We start from the raw sequence: 18,624 nt of genomic DNA, 5'->3' as shown, positions 1-18,624 counted from the left end.
CCATGCGCAACCGCCAGAACAGGCAAGGAATCACCCGGTTTATGAGCACTATCCGCGAGCGCAACAAACAACTGATCCTGCGTGCCGCCAGTGAGGAATTCGCCGACAAAGGCTTCGCTGCGACCAAAACCAGCGACATCGCAGCCAAGGCGGGATTGCCCAAGCCCAACGTTTACTACTACTTCAAGTCCAAGGAAAACCTCTACCGCGAGGTTCTGGAAAGTATCATCGAGCCGATCCTGCAGGCTTCGACACCGTTCAATCCGGACGGCGAGCCTGGTGAAGTGCTCAGCGGCTACATTCGCTCGAAGATCCGCATCTCCCGCGACCTGCCTTTCGCCTCCAAGGTGTTCGCCAGCGAAATCATGCACGGCGCCCCCCACCTGAGCAGCGATCTGGTCGAACAGCTCAATGGCCAGGCCAAACACAACATCGAGTGCATCCAGACCTGGATCGACCGCGGGCAAATCGCCCCCATCGACCCCAACCACCTGATGTTCAGCATCTGGGCCGCGACCCAGACCTACGCCGACTTCGACTGGCAAATCACCGCCATCACCGGCAAGGCACGGCTGGATGAAGAAGATTATGAAGCGGCGGCGCAGACGATTATCCGGTTGGTGTTGAAGGGATGTGAGCCTGAGCGGTAGACCGTATCAAGGCCATTCGCGAGCAGGCTCGCTCCAACAATTTTCAGTGTTGAATTCAAATTCTGTGAACGACACATATCCCTGTGGGAGCGGGCTTGCCCGCGATGGCGGCAACTCGGGAGTGGATCAGACCCAAATCGCATCCCACAACGGATAGTTGCCAAGACGCTCTACAAGCCCAGCCCGCAACGGGTTGGCCACAACATATCGCGCCATCTTCACCAAATCCTCATCTCGCCTCAGTGCTCGGTCGTGATATCCCTGTTGCCAGAGTGGCCCGTGCCTGGCACTGGAAAGGTTCACCTCCCGCGTTGTCAGTGACTTGGTTTGCCGCATCAAACTACTGAGTGAGCATTTCTCCAATTCCACCAACCAGTGGAAATGGTCAGGCATGACAACCCAAGCCAATGAATTTGCCAATCCCAGGCTTTGTGCCTGCCGAAACTGATGCACCACCAATCTGCCCAAAGCGTAATCGGCAAAAACCGGCTCACGGCCAAGCGTATTGGTCGTCAGTAAATAGATTCGATTGGGTTCGGCATAGCGCCCCGTACGCAGGCGATGTGAAGCAGGTGAATCGGACATTCCTTTGCCACTCTCATGATGAAGTCATGAGAAGGCTAGCCCCGGAAATACTGGATGGTCGTGCAGACTTTTAGCTGGATGTGTCCTGTCGATAGCCATCGCGGGCAAGCCCGCTCCCACAGGGTCTGATGGTGTACATAAAATATGTGAGCACCTTCGATCATGGTAGGAGCGGGCTTGCTCGCGAAAGCGGTAGTTCAGTCAGCGAAGATCAAGCCGCCACCCCCGCATCCGCCACCAACCCCAACGCCTCGATGGCATTGATTGCGCACTGCTCGTCGACATCCGACAGATCGCCGCTGATCCCCACCGCCCCCAGCACGTTCCCGTCCTGATCGCGAACCAGCACACCACCCGGTGCCGGCACGACGCTGCCCTGCCCCAGGCTGTTCAACGCGGCGATAAACGCCGGGCGTTGCTGGGCGTCCAGCGCCAGCAGGCGCGAACCCTTGCCCAGCGCGATGGCGCCCCAGGCCTTGCCGATGGCGACGTGCGGGCGCAGCAGGCTGGCGCCGTCTTCGCGTTGCAGGGCGATCAGATGCCCGCCGGCATCCAGTACCGCAATGGTCAAGGGTGCCGCAGCGATTGCACGCCCTGCAGTGATGGCCTCGTTGACCAGGTTGACTGCGACTTTCAAGGTTAAAGCGCTCATGGTGCCGTCCTCATTTTGTTTTTCGGAAAGTCGGTGGGCTGCGGCACAAGTGCACGCGCTTGCGTCGCAGCCCGATGTAACAAATAGAACACAATGAATTATTTTTTTGTATACAATAATTCTCGAAAGGCGCCACATGCGACGAAAAGCCACAGTAGAACGGGCTTCCGACGAATGAAACAAGCGCTTGAGAAAATGGATTGACCTGCGCCGTCCGCCGTGAATACACTCTGCGCAAAGCCACTTGTATACAATTACAAAACGTAAAGAGGCACAAAACCATGAGCAAAATGAGAGCAATCGAAGCCGCCGTTCTGGTGATGCGCCGTGAAGGGGTCGATACCGCTTTTGGCATCCCGGGTGCCGCCATCAACCCGCTGTACTCCGCCCTGCAAAAGGTCGGCGGCATCGATCACGTACTCGCTCGCCACGTTGAAGGCGCCTCGCACATGGCCGAGGGCTACACCCGCACCAAGGCCGGCAACATCGGCGTGTGCATCGGTACTTCCGGCCCTGCCGGCACCGACATGGTCACCGGGCTCTACAGCGCCTCGGCCGACTCGATTCCAATCCTCTGCATTACCGGCCAGGCACCCCGCGCCCGTATGCACAAGGAAGACTTCCAGGCTGTCGATATCACCACCATCGTCAAGCCAGTCACCAAGTGGTCGACCACCGTCATGGAACCGGGCCAGGTGCCTTATGCGTTCCAGAAGGCTTTCTATGAAATGCGCTCCGGCCGTCCTGGCCCAGTGCTGATCGACCTGCCGTTCGACGTGCAGATGGCCGAAATCGAATTCGACATCGACGCCTACCAGCCACTGCCATTGGCCAAGCCGAGCGCTACCCGCGTTCAGGTGGAAAAAGCCTTGGCGATGCTGGATCAGGCCGAGCGTCCATTGCTGGTGGCCGGTGGCGGTATCATCAACGCCGACGCCGCCGACCTGCTGGTGGAGTTCGCCGAGCTGACCGGTATTCCGGTTATCCCGACCTTGATGGGCTGGGGCGCCATCCCGGACGATCACCCGCTGATGGTGGGCATGGTGGGTCTGCAGACCTCGCACCGCTACGGCAACGCAACCATGCTGAAATCCGACGTGGTTCTGGGCGTGGGTAACCGTTGGGCCAACCGTCACACCGGTTCCGTCGACGTCTACACCGAAGGCCGCAAGTTCATTCACGTTGATATCGAACCGACCCAGATCGGCCGCGTGTTCACCCCGGACCTGGGCATCGTTTCCGACGCCGCTGCCGCGCTGACCGTGTTCATCGAAGTCGCTCGCGAATGGCAAGCCGCCGGCAAGCTGAAGAACCGCAGCGCCTGGCTGCAAGACTGCCAGCAGCGTAAAGCCAGCCTGCAGCGCAAGACTCACTTCGACAACGTTCCGGTCAAGCCGCAACGCGTCTACGAAGAAATGAACCAGGTGTTCGGCAAAGACACCTGCTACGTCAGCACCATCGGTCTGTCGCAGATTGCCGGCGCGCAGTTCCTGCACGTCTACAAGCCGCGCCACTGGATCAACTGCGGCCAGGCAGGCCCGTTGGGCTGGACCATTCCGGCAGCGCTGGGCGTGGTCAAGGCCGATCCGAACCGTAAAGTCGTGGCCCTGTCGGGGGACTATGACTTCCAGTTCATGATCGAGGAATTGGCGGTGGGCGCGCAGTTCAAGCTGCCGTACATCCATGTTGTGGTGAACAACTCGTACCTGGGCCTGATCCGTCAGGCGCAGCGCGGTTTCGACATGGACTACTGCGTGCAGCTGTCCTTCGACAACCTGAACGCGCCGGAACTCAACGGCTACGGTGTCGACCACGTCGCAGTTGCCGAAGGCCTCGGCTGCAAGGCCCTGCGCGTATTCGAACCGTCCCAGATCCAGCCTGCCCTGCGCAAGGCCCAGGAGCTGATCGAAGAGTTCAAGGTTCCGGTGATCGTCGAGATCATCCTGGAGCGCGTGACCAACATTTCCATGGGTACCGAGATCAACGCCGTCAACGAATTCGAAGACCTGGCGCTGGTCGGCGACGACGCACCGACTGCGATTTCGTTGCTCGATTAACTGCTGACCGCTCCCCCTGTGGGAGCGGGCTTGCCCGCGAAGAGGGAGTGTCAGTCGACATCAATGTTGACTGAACCACCGCCTTCGCGAGCAAGCCCGCTCCCACAGAGGACATCAAACACATACAGGAGACCACCATGCCGCGTTTCGCAGCCAACCTGTCCATGCTGTTCACCGAACAGGACTTTCTCGCCCGTTTCGAAGCGGCCGCCAAGGCCGGCTTCAGTGGTGTCGAATACCTGTTCCCGTACGACTTCAGCTCCGCCGAAATCAAGGCCCAGCTCGACGCACACGGTCTGACCCAAGTGCTGTTCAACCTGCCGGCCGGTGACTGGGCCAAGGGCGAGCGCGGTATCGCGTGCCTGCCGGACCGGGTCGAAGAGTTCCGTGCCGGTGTCGACCTGGCCATCGCTTACGCGCAAGTGCTGGGCAACACCCAAGTCAACTGCCTGGCCGGTATTCGTCCGCAGGGCTTTGACGATGCCACCGTGGAGAAAACCTTCGTCGCCAACCTCAAGTACGCGGCCGACAAGCTGCAAGCGGCGGGTATCAAGCTGGTGATGGAAGCGATCAACACCCGTGACATCCCGGGTTTCTACCTGAACAACACGGCGCAAGCCCTGTCGATTCGCGAGCAGGTCGGCAGCGCCAACCTGTTCCTGCAATACGACATCTATCACATGCAAATCATGGAAGGCGATCTGGCCCGCACCCTGCAATCGCACCTGGGCGAGATCAACCACGTGCAGCTCGCGGACAACCCGGGGCGCAACGAACCAGGCACCGGTGAAATCAACTACCGCTTCCTGTTCGAACACCTGGACCGCATCGGTTACCAGGGCTGGGTCGGTTGCGAATACAAGCCGCTGACCACCACTGAAGCGGGCCTGGGCTGGTTGAAGACCCATAACGCGATCTGATCAAACACATTTATCACTGTAGGAGCTGCCGAAGGCTGCGATCTTTTGATCTTGACCTTCAAAAGCAAAATCAAAAAATCGCAGCCTGCGGCAGCTCCTACGGCTGTTTATAAAAACAAGAGGACTTTCTCATGGCTAAAATCGGATTTATCGGCACCGGCATCATGGGCCACCCAATGGCGGCGAACCTGCAAAAAGCCGGTCACAGCCTGTTCCTGTCGGCCCACCACGACCCTGCGCCTGCCGACCTGGTCGCCGCTGGCGCCGTTGCCCTGGCGAACCCGAAAGAAGTTGCCCAGGAAGCCGAATTCATCATCGTCATGGTGCCGGATACCCCGCAGGTCGATGACGTGCTGTTCCGTGCCGACGGCATCGCTGCCGGCGTGGGCAAAGGCAAAGTCGTGATCGACATGAGCTCGATCTCGCCGACCGCCACCAAGGCGTTCGCGGCCAAGATCAACGAAAAAGGCGCGCAATATCTCGACGCTCCGGTGTCCGGTGGTGAAGTCGGCGCCAAGGCTGCGACCCTGAGCATCATGGTCGGCGGCGATGCCGACGCCTTCGAACGCGCCCTGCCGTTGTTCCAGGCGATGGGCAAGAACATCACCCTGGTCGGTGGCAACGGCGACGGTCAAACCGCCAAGGTGGCCAACCAGATCATCGTGGCCCTGAACATCCAGGCCGTAGCTGAAGCCCTGCTGTTCGCTTCGAAAAACGGTGCCGATCCAGCCAAGGTGCGTGAAGCACTGATGGGCGGTTTCGCGTCCTCGAAGATCCTCGAAGTGCACGGCGAGCGCATGATCAAGGGCACCTTCGATCCAGGCTTCCGCATCAGCCTGCACCAGAAGGACCTGAACCTGGCCCTGCAAGGCGCCAAGGAGCTGAACATCAACCTGCCGAACACCGCCAACACCCAGCAAGTGTTCAGCACCTGCGCGGCCATTGGCGGCAGCAACTGGGACCACTCGGCGCTGATCAAGGGTCTGGAACACATGGCGAACTTCTCGATTCGCGACAAGTAGGAGCTGCCGAAGGCTGCGATCTTTTGATCCTCAGGCCCGACTCTCCACCGCACTACCCGCTAAAAGATCGCAGCCTGCGGCAGCTCCTACAGGAACAGGTTCATCCAGTTGCAAGGGTGTTCCACCCAGAGCTTGCCCAGGCTGCGTTCCTTCAAATAACAAGAATTCCGGGAGCCCGCCATGTCGGTCGATCCGCAACAATTGCTGCGCGAGCTGTTTGCCACAGCCATCGACGCGGCGCATCCGCAACAAGTCCTCGAAGCCCATCTGCCTGCCGACCGCAGCGGTCGCGTGATCGTCATTGGCGCCGGCAAAGCCGCAGCCGCCATGGCCCAAGTGGTCGAGCGCTGCTGGCAGGGTGAAGTCTGCGGCCTGGTGGTGACCCGTTACGGTCACGGCGCGCCTTGCGAAAAAATCGAAGTGGTCGAAGCCGCGCATCCGGTACCAGATGCCGCTGGCCTGGCCGTGGCCAAGCGTGTGCTGGAACTGGTCAGCGACCTGAACGAATCCGACCGCGTGATCTTCCTGCTCTCCGGTGGTGGCTCTGCCCTGCTGGCACTGCCGGCCGAAGGCATCACCCTGGCCGACAAGCAGTCGATCAACAAAGCCCTGCTCAAATCCGGCGCCTCCATCGGCGAGATGAACTGCGTGCGCAAGCACCTCTCGGCGATCAAGGGCGGTCGCCTGGGCAAAGCCTGCTGGCCTGCCACTGTTTATACCTATGCGATTTCCGATGTACCGGGCGACCTCGCAACGGTCATCGCCTCCGGCCCTACCGTAGCCGACCCGAGCACGTCGGCCGAAGCGCTGGCCATTCTCAAGCGCTACGCCATCGAGGTTCCGGCTTCGGTGCGCACCTGGCTGCAAAGCCCCGAGTCGGAAACCGTCAAACCCGGTGACCCGAGCCTGGCCCGCAATCATTTCCAGTTGATCGCCCGCCCGCAGCAATCCCTTGAAGCGGCGGCGGTGAAATGCCGTCAGGCCGGGTTCAGCCCGCTGATCCTCGGCGACCTCGAAGGCGAATCCCGCGAGGTGGCGAAAGTCCACGCCGGCATCGCCCGACAAATCGTCCTGCACGGCCAGCCGCTGGCGGCGCCCTGCGTGATTCTTTCCGGCGGAGAAACCACCGTGACCGTGCGCGGCAATGGCCGTGGCGGGCGCAATGCCGAATTCCTGCTGAGCCTGACCGACAGCCTCAAGGGCCTGCCCGGCGTCTATGCACTGGCCGGTGACACCGACGGTATCGACGGCTCCGAAGACAACGCCGGCGCGATCATGACCCCGGACAGTTACGCCCGTGCTGCCGCCCTGGGCCTGAGCGCCAGCGACGAGTTGGACAACAACAACGGCTACGGCTACTTCGAGGCGCTGGACGCTCTGATCGTCACCGAACCGACCCGTACCAACGTCAACGACTTCCGCGCCATTCTGATCCTTGAGAGCACTAAACATGACGCCTGATAAAAAGGTCAAAATCCTCGCCACGCTCGGCCCGGCCACCGACGGCATCGACGCCATCCGTGAACTGGTGCTGGCCGGGGTCAACATCTTCCGCCTGAACTTCAGCCATGGCGATCATGCCGACCACGCCCAGCGTTTCCAGTGGATTCGTGAAGTCGAGCGCCAGCTCAATTATCCATTGGGCATCCTGATGGACCTGCAAGGCCCGAAACTGCGGGTCGGCAAGTTCGCCGACGGCAAGGTGCAACTGGTGCGCGGCCAGGCCTTGCGCCTGGACCTCGATACCACGCCGGGCGATGAGCGCCGGGTCAACCTGCCCCACCCGGAAATCATCGCCGCGCTGGAACCGGGCATGGACCTGCTGCTGGACGACGGCAAGCTGCGTCTGCGGGTCGTGACCAAGTACGCCGACGCCATCGACACCACCGTGCTCAATGGCGGCGAACTGTCGGACCGCAAAGGCGTGAACGTACCGCAAGCGGTGCTCGACCTGAGCCCGCTGACCGCCAAGGATCGCCGCGACTTGACCTTCGGCCTGGAACTGGGCGTGGACTGGGTGGCGCTGTCGTTCGTACAACGTCCCGATGACATCCGCGAAGCTCGCTCCCTGATCGGCGACAAGGCGTTCCTGATGGCCAAGATCGAGAAGCCCTCGGCCGTCGAACAACTGCGCGAGATCGCCGAATTGAGCGACGCGATCATGGTCGCCCGGGGTGACCTGGGCGTAGAAGTGCCGGCCGAAAGCGTGCCGCAGATCCAGAAGAACATCATCAGCACCTGCCGCCAACTCGGCAAACCGGTGGTGGTGGCGACCCAGATGCTGGAGTCGATGCGCTTCTCACCGGCGCCAACCCGCGCCGAAGTCACCGATGTCGCCAACGCGGTGGCCGAAGGGGCGGACGCGGTGATGCTGTCGGCGGAAACCGCGTCCGGCGAATACCCGCTCGAAGCCGTGCAGATGATGAGCAAGATCATCCGCCAGGTGGAAAACGGTCCGGACTACCAGACTCAACTCGACGTCAGCCGACCGAAAGCCGAGGCGACTGTTTCCGACGCGATCAGCTGCGCCATTCGCCGTATCAGCAACGTGCTGCCGGTGGCAGTGCTGGTGAACTACAGCGAGTCCGGCGCATCGAGCCTGCGTGCGGCGCGGGAGCGGCCGACGGTGCCGATCCTCAACCTGACACCGAACCTGCAGACCGCCCGTCGCCTGAGCGTGGCGTGGGGTGTGCACTCGGTGGTCAACGATCGTCTGCGTCAGGTCGATGAAGTCTGCTCGACGGCACTGGAAATTGCCCAGGCTCAGGGCATGGCGCAGCGTGGCGACACGCTGTTGATCACCGCAGGTGTGCCGTTTGGCCAGCCGGGGTCGACTAACTCTTTGCGCATCGAGACATTGATCTAACGAACGCTTTTTGTGGCGAGGGAGCTTGTCGGATCGCCGCATCGTCCCGCTCGGCTGCGTAGCAGTCGTCTTTCGGCATGACGGGTTCCACAGAGAAACCGCATTCACCGGAGTTGGGGTCGCTTCGCGACCCAGCGGGAGCAAGCTCCCTCGCCACAGAGTTTGTGCAACACATTTGATTTTCCACTGCCCTAGATTTCAAAATGCCTGCCATTCACTTCAACACCCACTGCCCCGACTGGGCCGAAGCATTGCTCAACGGCTTCAGCCAGATCTTTCTCCAGCGCAATCCGCTGTGCGGCCTGCTGTGCGTCCTGGCCATCCTGTTTACTGCGCCCGCCTTGCTTGGCGGCGCCTTGCTCGGTGGTGTCGCCGGGCTGCTCACCGCGCAACGCCGCAACTATGCCAAGGCTGATCGCCAGGCCGGGTTGTTCAGCTACAACGGCGTCCTGCTCGGACTGTTACTGAGCCTGTATTTCCCCTGGTCGGCGATGATGCCGCCACTGATCCTGGCCGCCGGTGGCCTGAGCGCGATGGTCACCCAACAGTGGCTCAAGCGCGTCCGGTTCAGCCAATGCCTGCCGGCCTACACCGCGCCCTTCGTCGGGCTCGGCTGGTTGCTGCTGTGCTTCGCCACGCCCTCGACTGAGCCGCATTTGATCGAAGTCAGCACCCTGAACATGCTTGCCGCGCCACTCAAAGGCATTGGTCAGGTGATGTTCCTCGGTCATCCGCTGGCGGGTGCGATGATTGCCGCCGGTTTGCTGATCGCTGATCGCCGCGCATTCTGCTGGGCATTGTTGGCCTCGGTCGCTGGTATGGGCTGGAGCCTGCTGAACCACGATTTCTATACCGCACTGCTCGGCCTCGGTGGCTATAACGCCGTGCTGGCCGCCCTCGCCTTCAGCTCCCGGCGTCGCCAACCGTGGCTGCCGCTGCTTGGCATCGGCCTGGCGCTGTTGCTGACGCCGGTGTTTGCCGCCATCGGTCTGCCTACGCTGACCGCGCCGTTCATTCTTGCCGGCTGGCTGATTCGCAGCGTTGTTCAAATGCTCGGCAAAGCCACGGTCGAAAGCGCGCCTTGCGCTCCCGGGGAGAATCAACCTAGGCTGCGCTGATTTGCGGCCAAGGCGATGTGCATGAACAGCAACGACACGTGGCGTAACCGCCTGTACGTGATTATTTTCCAGACCGACACCGTTGCCGGTCGACGCTTCGACTCCACCTTGCTGCTGATCATCCTCGCCAGCCTGGTGGTGGTGATCCTGGACAGCATCGATGACGTCCACCAGAACTACGCCAGCGTGCTTGCGTACATCGAGTGGGGCTTCACGGTGATCTTCCTCGGCGAGTACATCCTGCGCCTGTACTGCTCGCCCAAGCCCCTGCGCTATGCCTTCAGTTTCTATGGACTGGTGGACCTGCTGGCCATCGTGCCCGGCATCCTCGCGCTGTACTACAGCGATGCCCAGTACCTGCTGATCATCCGGGTGATCCGGATGCTGCGGATCTTCCGCGTGCTCAAGCTCGGCCCGTACCTCAAGCAAGCCCACTACCTGCTTGATGCCCTGCGTGGCAGCAAGCAGAAAATCCTCGTGTTCCTGCTCAGCGTCTGCACACTGGTCATCGTGTTCGGCACCCTGATGTATGTGGTCGAAGGCCCGCAACATGGCTTCACCAGCATTCCCAAGGGCATTTACTGGGCTATCGTGACCTTGACCACCGTCGGTTACGGCGACATCGTGCCCAAGACCGCACTGGGCCAGGTCATTTCATCGATGGTGATGATCACCGGTTACTCGATCATCGCCGTGCCCACCGGGATCTTCACCGCCGAACTGGCCACGGCCATGCGTGGCGGCCAGTTGCATCGCGACTGCCCGGTGTGCGCCAAGGACAGCCATGAACCCGAGGCGTCGTTCTGCTCCCGTTGTGGCAATGCACTGTTCAAAAAACTGGAATAAGCAAAGAGCTTTTTAATCTTTAAAGGACTATATGAGCCCGGCTATAGTCGACACATCGTTGATAACTAATAAATAACCCGTAGGAGCTGCCGTAGGCTGCGATCTTTTGATCTTGAAAATCAAAGCCAAAGGATCGCAGCCTGCGGCAGCTCCTACATCAAAAGGAATTCGCAGTGAAAAAACTCTTTGGCGCCTCGCTTCTCGCCGCTGGCCTGGCCCTGGGCAACATCGCCCAGGCTGCACCGACCCTGCTCAACGTTTCCTACGACGTGATGCGAGATTTCTACAAGGACTACAACACTGCGTTCCAGAAACACTGGCAAGCCGAGCACAACGAAAACATCGTCCTGCAGATGTCCTTCGGCGGCTCCAGCAAACAGGCGCGTTCGGTCATCGACGGTTTGCCGGCCGATGTCATCACCATGAACATGGCCACCGACATCAACGCCCTGGCGGACAACGGCAAACTGGTCCCGGAAAACTGGGTCACACGCCTGCCGAACAACAGCGCACCGTTCACCTCGGCCACCGTGTTCATTGTGCGCAAGGGCAACCCGAAAGCCCTGAAAGACTGGCCCGACCTGCTCAAGGACGGCGTCCAGGTTATCGTCCCGAACCCGAAAACCTCCGGTAACGGTCGCTACACCTACCTCTCGGCCTGGGGCTACGTGCTGAAAAACGGCGGCGACGAGAACAAAGCCAAAGACTTCGTCGGCAAGCTGTTCAAGCAAGCGCCAGTACTCGATACCGGCGGCCGTGCCGCCACCACCACCTTCATGACCAACCAGATCGGCGATGTGCTGGTGACCTTCGAGAACGAAGCGGAAATGATTGCCCGCGAGTTCGGTCGCGATCAGTTCGAAGTCATCTACCCAAGCGTTTCCGCCGAAGCCGAGCCACCGGTGTCGGTGGTCGACAAGACCGTCGACAAGAAAGGCACCCGTGCGGCGGCCGAGGAATACCTGAAGTACCTGTGGTCACCGGAAGGCCAGGAGATTGCCGCGGCGAACTACCTGCGCCCGCGCGACCCGGCCGTGCTGGCCAAGTACACCGACCGCTTCCCGAAAGTGGACTTCCTGTCGGTCGAGAAAACCTTCGGCGACTGGCGCACCGTGCAGAAGACCCACTTCAATGATGGCGGGGTTTTCGACCAGATCTACAGCGGTCAGTGATGACTGGACGCTAACGAAAAAGGCGACCCGTGCGGGTCGCCTTTTTTGTGGCGGTCATTTTCAGCTCAGGTTGCCACGCGCCGGCTACATCGGCGGCGTCACGCCATCCTTGCCCGCCGAAATGGATTGAGCCGTGAGCGTGCCATCAGCGCCCTGAGTCACAAAGGTCACGATCTTCACACCCACCTTCAACAGGCTGCGATCGGCCGGTATCAGGTTGACGATGGGTACGTCTTCGGGCACCAGAATCCTCTGTTGGCCGCCCTTGTAGTTGACGGTCAGCACCCGGCCATTGCTCACCACCAGGTCGCCGACGCTGCCGTTGGTCATGCTGCTGCCCTTGACCAGGTCAAACGGCCGATGACCGTCGCCACTACCGGCCAGCTCCGGAGGGAAGACATGGACCTCCAGGGCCTTGAGGGTGCCATCCTCCTGGGGAACAGCCGCCGAGCCGATGTAGCTGCCAGGCTTGATGTCTTCGATGTTGGCCAGGGTCACGGCGCGGACCTTGGTGTCCTTGGTCAGGTTGATCATCACGTTTTCACCGCTGTTGGCATGGACTTTCAGAATGTCCGCGCTGACGCCGGTGATCTCGCCGCGCACCCCGATGCGCGTGCCCGGAGCATCGTCGGCATCGGCCAGGCCAACGCCGAAGACGCTGATCAAGGTAACGACACACGCGCGACGAATCAGCTGACGAAACTTCACCTTCATGGGACGACCCTCCGGTGGTGAGACAGGAAGAGAGAACATAAGCACGCCATCGAATAAGATGTAAGTGAATGTATCATTCACTTACATCGTTCTGACGCAAGGCTCTTCGACGGGCGACACACGCGTTCGTCAGTCATTGCGCAATGGAATGACTGTTATCACTCCAATCCCACTTCCGCCGTTTCAGTCAGCCTATTAGCCTGCGCGCATTCCTTTCCGTACAGCGAGACCCGTTATGAACCCAGCGACCCAGGTGCCCCACGGCACCGCGACAATGACCCCAGGGATGGTGCTGCTGTTCGCCTTCTGTTGCGGCGCGATTGTCGCCAACATCTACTACGCCCAACCGATCATCGGCCTGATCGCCCCGGACATCGGCCTGAGCAACGCCATGGCCAGCCTGATCGTCTCCCTGACCCAGATCGGCTATGCGCTGGGGCTGTTTTTCCTGGTGCCGCTGGGGGATCTGCTGGAGAACCGCCGGTTGATGATCATCACCACCCTGGTGGCGATTGTCAGCCTGCTGGGGGCGGCGTTTACCGATCAGCCGAACGTGTTCTTGCTGATTTCGCTGTTGGTGGGGTTCAGTTCGGTGTCGGTGCAGATCCTGATTCCGCTGGCCGCACACCTGGCGCCGGAAGAAACCCGTGGCCGTGTGGTAGGCGGGATCATGGGCGGATTGCTGCTCGGCATTCTGCTGGCCCGACCGGTGTCCAGCGTGGTGGCCGACCATTTGGGCTGGCGGGCGATGTTCATGATAGCCGCGGTGTTGATGGCGGCCATCAGCATCGTGCTGGCCGTGACCATTCCCAAGCGTGAACCTGATCACAGCGCGTCCTACGGCCAGTTGCTGGGCTCGTTGTGGACGCTGTTGCGCAAACAACCGGTACTGCGTCAGCGGGCGTTTTACCAGGGCTGCATGTTTGCCACCTTCAGCCTGTTCTGGACCGCCGTGCCACTGGAGCTGGCGCGCAATCACGGTTTGTCGCAAAGCGAGATCGCGATTTTCGCCCTGGTGGGCGCCATCGGCGCCATCGCCGCCCCCATCGCCGGACGCCTGGCCGATGCCGGCCACACCCGCATCGCCTCATTGCTGGCCCTGCTGTTCGCCAGCCTGAGTTTCATGCCGGCGTTTATCCATCCGGCCTACAGCGTCATCGGCCTGGCGGTGACCGGCGTGGTGCTCGACTTCTGCGTCCACAAATCACATAGGTTACACTCCCAGCTTTCCACCGTGACGCTGGTGACATCGCATGCCAATGGCAATCAGTTACATACGCTTCAGTACCGGTAAACAAGCGAAGGGTAATAGTCAGGAACGCCAGAAGGAAGCGGTAAACCGGTGGTTGAAGGCAAACCCTGAATACACACCATCTGACCTGTCGTTTGCTGACCTTGGTAAATCCGGCTACCACGGCGAGCACATCAAGCTTGGCGGCGGGTGGTCGAAACTTCTGATAGCTGTTGAAGCTGGTCACATCCAATCTGGTGACGTTGTACTGGTTGAGGCAATGGACCGTACCGGCAGACTAGAACCATTTGATATGCTCGACATCATTCGACCTGTGTTGAAAGCTGGTGTTGCTATCATTACTTTGGATGATGGCACTAAGTTTGATCAGGAAAGTGTGAAAGGTTCTCACATGTATTTATTAGTTGCCAAGATTCAGGCGACTCATCAATATTCCGACTCACTTAGTGACCGAATTAAAAAAGGTTATGCCACACGAAGAAAGAATGCAATAAATGGTGAAGGCGTAAAGCGACATACTGCTGTATGGTTAACAACAGACGGCAAACTTAAAGATGACATTGCACCTCACATCAAAGAAGTATTTAACCTGTACATCTCTGGCGTTGGTAAACATGCGATTGCCAATCGCCTACGTGAGACGGGCATACCAGAGTTTGCTACCACTGTAGGTTCCACTGTAGGAAAGTGGTTGAACAATAAATCAGCCATTGGTTATTGGAAAAGTGAAAAGCACAACATTGACATTCCAAACGTCTGTGAACCTGTTGTTACACATGAAATATTCAATCAAGCAAAGAAACGAAGAGATGAAGCAAAGACCAGCCCAAAGACATACACATCCAAAAACTTCTTGGTTGGTTTAATCAAGTGCGGTGTTTGTGGGGCGAACTACAGTATCCATCGGAAAGAAGGCAAACCGCACAACATGCGATGCCTTAAACATCACCTACAGCGTGATGCCGGTTGCACCAACAATGAAACAATACCGTATGCTGTGATCAGGTACATCTACAGCTTGACTGCTCAACACTGGCTAGGCAAGGCGTTACAGAAAACTCAACTGTCTATCAATGAGAAACGAAAGTTGGAAGTTGAAGTAGAGATAGCAGAGGTGAAGGCATCTATTGATAAGATTGTAGATGTTATTGATATCGTTCCTGATAATGCCGAACTTGTAGGTAAGCTGAGTTTGCTCAACGATAAGAGAAAGCAACTCAATGATGAGCTTGAGATATTAAGTCGAACTGTAGATGGTGATTCAGACTTTCATGAAGTGTCTTTAGCTGAAAGTAACTTGCTACTCAACGATCCAGTGAAATTGAATTCATTGTTAAAGATGTCTGGGTATGCACTCACTGTACATCCACAGAAGTTGATAACGGCTGCTGAAGAACTTTACCCTTGGTTGTATGTTGGTGTGAAACGATCAGGTAATAACACCGTTGGTTATCGTATACATTACCTAGGTACAGAGACAGTCATATCACCAGATTCACCAGAAACACCTGATTGGGGTTTACCAACTGACAACTTCAATGAAAAGATTCGGTACATGATGCGCAAGGAACACAAACCAATATCAATCGGCAAGCCCGTTGACTGGATTGATCTTGAGTAAGGTTTACATAATTTCAACGATCTAAAATAGTTGAACTAAAGTGTTCAAAACAACCGTTTCAGTATTGCAATTAGTTCTCATTTGTGTTAATATAGCTTTATTGGAGAGAACAGACCAAGCCGGTCTCTTTCCAGTTGTTTTAGCCAGCAACTGCGGCAACCTCTAAATACAAACCTTGTTCTTCCTTTTCGGTTTGTAAGTGGTCTGATCCTCCTACTAACTCTCCTGAACGAAAACCCATATCTTTAACGAGGTATGGGTTTTCGTTTGCTTGTACCAAACAGTATCAAACACTTACTCACCACCCGACGAGGTAGCATCTATATGCGTACAACCCATTGTATCGCCTGCAACAAAGAACTGATTAATCGACGTCCACAAACACTGACATGTGATGCAGCCTGTCGTGCGAGTAAATGGCGTCATTCACGCATTACCAAACTGCCAGTGTCTTTCATGTTAAACATTACCAACTACGCACTGGTTAAGAAAGCGGCAAATGCTGCTGGTGTTTCGATTGATCAGTTTGCACATGACCGAGTTATTCAAACTACGGAGGCTTCACCATGGTAATTAAGCTCAACGTTGAAGCTGTACGACAACTCAACATGATCATGAGTCACGCTGGCTATACCAATCCAGTACACTGCATTCAGACAATGCTAAGTCAGGTTAATAAAAAGATTCAGCTTGCAAAGAAAGCTCCATAACCCCGTCAATCAAAATACTTTCCGCCTACACAGATAAGGATAGAAGTATCGTACATAAGGAATAGAACATTGAATTACATCGTTGTAAACGAACCAACACAAACCATACTGAATGTTATTACCAGTGGTTCACAACCCAAGCCAGATAACGACCACAGCTTCTATGAAGCTTCAATCGTTGTTCTGACACACTTCTATAAACTCAATAAAAAGGCAAGATTGAAAGGTGAAAAGGTAAGTGTCGATGAGCTTATGGATAGTTGTACAACCTTCCACGATCAAGTGAGCAAGGGTAATCCGATACCACCATCACCAGAAGAACGTCCACCAATGATTCTTGATTGGATTAAGGCCAACCCTAACTATGACGTTAATGATCTTTCTGAGATTATTGATAATTGGTACATAAGTGGTCATGGTAAAGATAGACCACGCCCAGCAAAGCCCCTGTAGCGCGTTATACGCCTCGATATCTAAATATCCCGACTACCCTATAGGTTGCCACTCTAACGCGCCTGCAATCCACCTTACAGCAAGTCTGACATATATCTAATCAGTGGTATGTCGACCAACTTCAACACAAACAAACCAAAGGGAATACAACACAATGAACACTCCACTATTGGAGCGGCACTTAGCTGTGCTGCAAATGAAACATTATTTAGCAACCATCGCCATCGGCGACCATGATGAATACCGCCGTGCAACAATCCAACTGGAACAGCTTGTTAATGAATATGGTGTTCAAGCATTGCGTCAAGCGCAGGAAGAACTGCTATGAGTACCAGTCTGGATTACTTCAGTCGTGGAATTACAAGAGCTTTTGCTAAACGACAAGCGGAACAAACAAAGCAGTTAGCAGAACAACAAGAAATACAATCAGTTCAGGAAAAGTTAAAACAACAACTTCTGACAATGGCTAACTTGAAGGCTCAAATTGCTATATTTCAAAATTATGACAATTCAATCACCACTACCAAGAGTACCAAAGCCACCAACACTGACAAGCTCAGTGCTGACGAAGAACGTTACCGCACATCCCTCATCACCAACATGATTCAACTCATTCACAGCAAAAGGAAACCAGTATAATGACCAACATTACAGAAGAACGCATTACAATCACCGGCACAGCGCCTAAGTTTGATGCAGAAGAACTCAAGCAGCTTCAATCAGAACAGCATGCTGTGTATCACTCATCTAAAGAGGGTTACTTACCTGTGTTCGCTGAGTTTCCATATGACCTCATCATGAAAGTTATCGAGTTAACCAACGAGGGTTATACACTCAGCAGCAAGTACCCGATTGTACAGGCCGAACTCAGACACCACTGCTTCATGAAGAAACCAGATCACCTTATCCAAGCTGACCTGGATGTGATTGATGCTCAGATAAAACAGTCCTATATCGCAGGACTGGAATCTGAACATGAACGTTATAAACAACTTCTCACTCAGCAGTTGATCCAGACTGCCGCATTGAAAGAGAAAAGGAAGGAAGAAGCCAAACAGGCCAAACTACTTGCCGACATTCAAGCAGAGGTTGCTGCAACATTCTCACCGCTTGTAATTCCTGAATAACAGCAAGTTGCTCTAATGTCTTACCATGGTGTCTTATCATGGTGTCAGATTACCACGGCAACACCCTCTGTAAGCTCCTACAAGCCTCTCTGAGAGTTTTTATGACTAAGCCAACCCTACCCCGCAGCCCCGACAGCTAACCATGCTGTGCGGGGTTTCTGTTTGCCTGTAGGAATGGTGGGGAGACTGTTTGACTTTTCTAAACGAGAATGATCACCAAATGAGAATTGGTCTTGACAAATCGCGTTTTGACGTGTAGAATAGAGCTTATCCGCCGAGCGTAGCGAGGTGGGTAAGATCAAAAGCTTTATATTAAAGATCAAGAGCTTGTTATATTAGAAGATGTATATTTATCTGTGTACACAGATAGTAGTTATATACAAGAGTAGTAAGAGAGATAGATAAAGAAAGATAAATAATATATAAAGATATTATATTTAAGAATAACTATTCTATCGTATACGATAGGAAGATGTATTTAGAAGTATGTTGTTCTGTCGTAGACGACAGGGAATCCCTATTCAGTGTAACCACTGAAGACAGATCAAGAGCGGATGGGCTATCGCTATTCCATCTTCTGAAAAGCATTCGCTTACGCTCACTGACGATCATCTCTTTGTATGTAGAGTTGACAAACTCTAGAAATCATTTCCTGATTGTACAATCAGTGTCTACCAATCTCCTGTGTGACACACAGAAATACAGTTGGTGAACATTCAGAAGAGAAGAACGAAAGTGAATCAAAACACCACACATTCACTTCACACCGTTGACGGTGAATACAACATTTCATCAATATACCTTCTTGATGGTTCACCATCGTCATTTGATGATGACTGTAACGCTCTACAATTGATTC

17 protein-coding genes and 1 pseudogene are annotated in these 18,624 nt (G+C 56.0%); 15 read left to right on the top strand and 3 right to left on the bottom strand.

The annotated features are described in order from the left end of the window. Positions 1-41: 41 nt before the first annotated feature. Positions 42-650, top strand: a complete 609-nt coding sequence (locus ACMDB8_RS07430) for a TetR/AcrR family transcriptional regulator (protein WP_015096199.1) — start codon at positions 42-44, stop codon at positions 648-650. 126 nt (positions 651-776) lie between these two features. Here the strand turns inward: ACMDB8_RS07430 and ACMDB8_RS07425 are convergent, their stop codons facing one another. Beyond that, positions 777-1,235 (bottom strand): REP-associated tyrosine transposase, encoded by a 459-nt coding sequence (locus ACMDB8_RS07425; RefSeq protein ID WP_082562889.1) that lies wholly within the window; start codon positions 1,233-1,235, stop codon positions 777-779. A gap of 211 nt (positions 1,236-1,446) precedes the next feature. Beyond that, positions 1,447-1,887: a GlcG/HbpS family heme-binding protein gene (locus ACMDB8_RS07420; RefSeq protein ID WP_056721658.1), complete on the bottom strand. Its 441-nt coding sequence runs from the start codon at positions 1,885-1,887 to the stop codon at positions 1,447-1,449. A 281-nt stretch (positions 1,888-2,168) separates the two neighbouring features. On the opposite strand from ACMDB8_RS07420, the gene gcl reads away from it, so the two are divergent. The 8 genes from gcl to ACMDB8_RS07380 all read left to right on the top strand — a co-directional run bounded on the left by gcl (position 2,169) and on the right by ACMDB8_RS07380 (position 11,888). Continuing rightward, entirely contained in the window at positions 2,169-3,944 is a 1,776-nt protein-coding gene (gene gcl, locus ACMDB8_RS07415) for a glyoxylate carboligase (protein WP_056721656.1), read from the top strand. A gap of 137 nt (positions 3,945-4,081) precedes the next feature. Then, the gene (gene hyi / locus ACMDB8_RS07410; RefSeq protein WP_046037664.1) at positions 4,082-4,864 is read left to right on the top strand and encodes a hydroxypyruvate isomerase; all 783 of its coding nucleotides are present in this window, start codon (positions 4,082-4,084) and stop codon (positions 4,862-4,864) included. Between the two features lie 131 nt (positions 4,865-4,995). After that, positions 4,996-5,886 carry a 2-hydroxy-3-oxopropionate reductase gene (locus ACMDB8_RS07405; RefSeq protein WP_056721654.1) on the top strand — a complete coding sequence of 297 codons (891 nt, stop codon included), beginning with the start codon at positions 4,996-4,998 and terminating at the stop codon, positions 5,884-5,886. A gap of 180 nt (positions 5,887-6,066) precedes the next feature. Next, positions 6,067-7,347, top strand: coding sequence for a glycerate kinase type-2 family protein (locus ACMDB8_RS07400; RefSeq protein ID WP_056721652.1), 1,281 nt, complete (start codon positions 6,067-6,069; stop codon positions 7,345-7,347). Continuing rightward, entirely contained in the window at positions 7,337-8,752 is a 1,416-nt protein-coding gene (pyk, locus tag ACMDB8_RS07395) for a pyruvate kinase (RefSeq protein WP_056721650.1), read from the top strand. The genes ACMDB8_RS07400 and pyk overlap by 11 nt, the downstream gene beginning before the upstream one ends. Positions 8,753-8,955: 203 nt before the next feature. Continuing rightward, positions 8,956-9,870, top strand: coding sequence for an urea transporter (locus ACMDB8_RS07390; protein WP_056721648.1), 915 nt, complete (start codon positions 8,956-8,958; stop codon positions 9,868-9,870). A gap of 21 nt (positions 9,871-9,891) precedes the next feature. Continuing rightward, positions 9,892-10,716 carry an ion transporter gene (locus ACMDB8_RS07385; protein ID WP_056721646.1) on the top strand — a complete coding sequence of 275 codons (825 nt, stop codon included), beginning with the start codon at positions 9,892-9,894 and terminating at the stop codon, positions 10,714-10,716. Between the two features lie 173 nt (positions 10,717-10,889). Further along, the gene (locus ACMDB8_RS07380; RefSeq protein WP_056721644.1) at positions 10,890-11,888 is read left to right on the top strand and encodes a sulfate ABC transporter substrate-binding protein; all 999 of its coding nucleotides are present in this window, start codon (positions 10,890-10,892) and stop codon (positions 11,886-11,888) included. An 84-nt stretch (positions 11,889-11,972) separates the two neighbouring features. On the opposite strand, the gene ACMDB8_RS07375 is transcribed toward ACMDB8_RS07380, so the two are convergent. Next, positions 11,973-12,602 carry a hypothetical protein gene (locus ACMDB8_RS07375; RefSeq protein WP_056721642.1) on the bottom strand — a complete coding sequence of 210 codons (630 nt, stop codon included), beginning with the start codon at positions 12,600-12,602 and terminating at the stop codon, positions 11,973-11,975. Between the two features lie 235 nt (positions 12,603-12,837). On the opposite strand from ACMDB8_RS07375, the pseudogene ACMDB8_RS07370 reads away from it, so the two are divergent. The 6 genes and pseudogenes from ACMDB8_RS07370 to ACMDB8_RS07345 all read left to right on the top strand — a co-directional run. Continuing rightward, positions 12,838-13,800: pseudogene (locus tag ACMDB8_RS07370) on the top strand (MFS transporter); the annotation flags it as partial. A 55-nt stretch (positions 13,801-13,855) separates the two neighbouring features. Then, a complete protein-coding gene (locus ACMDB8_RS07365) occupies positions 13,856-15,475 on the top strand; it encodes a recombinase family protein (RefSeq protein WP_409078480.1) in 1,620 nt (539 codons plus the stop codon). 779 nt (positions 15,476-16,254) lie between these two features. Beyond that, entirely contained in the window at positions 16,255-16,638 is a 384-nt protein-coding gene (locus ACMDB8_RS07360) for a hypothetical protein (RefSeq protein ID WP_409078481.1), read from the top strand. A gap of 154 nt (positions 16,639-16,792) precedes the next feature. Next, on the top strand, positions 16,793-16,966 hold the full coding sequence (locus tag ACMDB8_RS07355; protein WP_409078482.1) for a hypothetical protein: 174 nt from the start codon (positions 16,793-16,795) through the stop codon (positions 16,964-16,966). Then, positions 16,963-17,277 (top strand): hypothetical protein, encoded by a 315-nt coding sequence (locus tag ACMDB8_RS07350; protein WP_409078483.1) that lies wholly within the window; start codon positions 16,963-16,965, stop codon positions 17,275-17,277. The genes ACMDB8_RS07355 and ACMDB8_RS07350 overlap by 4 nt, the downstream gene beginning before the upstream one ends. After that, positions 17,277-17,765 carry a hypothetical protein gene (locus ACMDB8_RS07345; protein ID WP_409078484.1) on the top strand — a complete coding sequence of 163 codons (489 nt, stop codon included), beginning with the start codon at positions 17,277-17,279 and terminating at the stop codon, positions 17,763-17,765. The genes ACMDB8_RS07350 and ACMDB8_RS07345 overlap by 1 nt, the downstream gene beginning before the upstream one ends. The last annotated feature ends 859 nt before the right edge of the window (positions 17,766-18,624 follow it).

Source organism: Pseudomonas monachiensis (assembly GCF_047345015.1).
In the GTDB taxonomy this organism is placed as follows: Bacteria; Pseudomonadota; Gammaproteobacteria; order Pseudomonadales; family Pseudomonadaceae; genus Aquipseudomonas; species Aquipseudomonas monachiensis.
This window is presented reverse-complemented; position numbering and strand designations above follow the sequence as displayed.

What these genes read in the sequence shown, in the direction of transcription:
- ACMDB8_RS07430 (WP_015096199.1), top strand. Translation starts at nt 42, where the DNA reads ATGAGCACTATCCGCGAGCGCAACAAACAACTGATCCTGCGTGCCGCC.
- ACMDB8_RS07425 (WP_082562889.1), bottom strand. Translation starts at nt 1,235, where the DNA reads ATGTCCGATTCACCTGCTTCACATCGCCTGCGTACGGGGCGCTATGCC.
- ACMDB8_RS07420 (WP_056721658.1), bottom strand. Translation starts at nt 1,887, where the DNA reads ATGAGCGCTTTAACCTTGAAAGTCGCAGTCAACCTGGTCAACGAGGCC.
- gcl (WP_056721656.1), top strand. Translation starts at nt 2,169, where the DNA reads ATGAGCAAAATGAGAGCAATCGAAGCCGCCGTTCTGGTGATGCGCCGT.
- hyi (WP_046037664.1), top strand. Translation starts at nt 4,082, where the DNA reads ATGCCGCGTTTCGCAGCCAACCTGTCCATGCTGTTCACCGAACAGGAC.
- ACMDB8_RS07405 (WP_056721654.1), top strand. Translation starts at nt 4,996, where the DNA reads ATGGCTAAAATCGGATTTATCGGCACCGGCATCATGGGCCACCCAATG.
- ACMDB8_RS07400 (WP_056721652.1), top strand. Translation starts at nt 6,067, where the DNA reads ATGTCGGTCGATCCGCAACAATTGCTGCGCGAGCTGTTTGCCACAGCC.
- pyk (WP_056721650.1), top strand. Translation starts at nt 7,337, where the DNA reads ATGACGCCTGATAAAAAGGTCAAAATCCTCGCCACGCTCGGCCCGGCC.
- ACMDB8_RS07390 (WP_056721648.1), top strand. Translation starts at nt 8,956, where the DNA reads ATGCCTGCCATTCACTTCAACACCCACTGCCCCGACTGGGCCGAAGCA.
- ACMDB8_RS07385 (WP_056721646.1), top strand. Translation starts at nt 9,892, where the DNA reads ATGAACAGCAACGACACGTGGCGTAACCGCCTGTACGTGATTATTTTC.
- ACMDB8_RS07375 (WP_056721642.1), bottom strand. Translation starts at nt 12,602, where the DNA reads ATGAAGGTGAAGTTTCGTCAGCTGATTCGTCGCGCGTGTGTCGTTACC.
- ACMDB8_RS07365 (WP_409078480.1), top strand. Translation starts at nt 13,856, where the DNA reads ATGCCAATGGCAATCAGTTACATACGCTTCAGTACCGGTAAACAAGCG.
- ACMDB8_RS07355 (WP_409078482.1), top strand. Translation starts at nt 16,793, where the DNA reads ATGAACACTCCACTATTGGAGCGGCACTTAGCTGTGCTGCAAATGAAA.
- ACMDB8_RS07350 (WP_409078483.1), top strand. Translation starts at nt 16,963, where the DNA reads ATGAGTACCAGTCTGGATTACTTCAGTCGTGGAATTACAAGAGCTTTT.
- ACMDB8_RS07345 (WP_409078484.1), top strand. Translation starts at nt 17,277, where the DNA reads ATGACCAACATTACAGAAGAACGCATTACAATCACCGGCACAGCGCCT.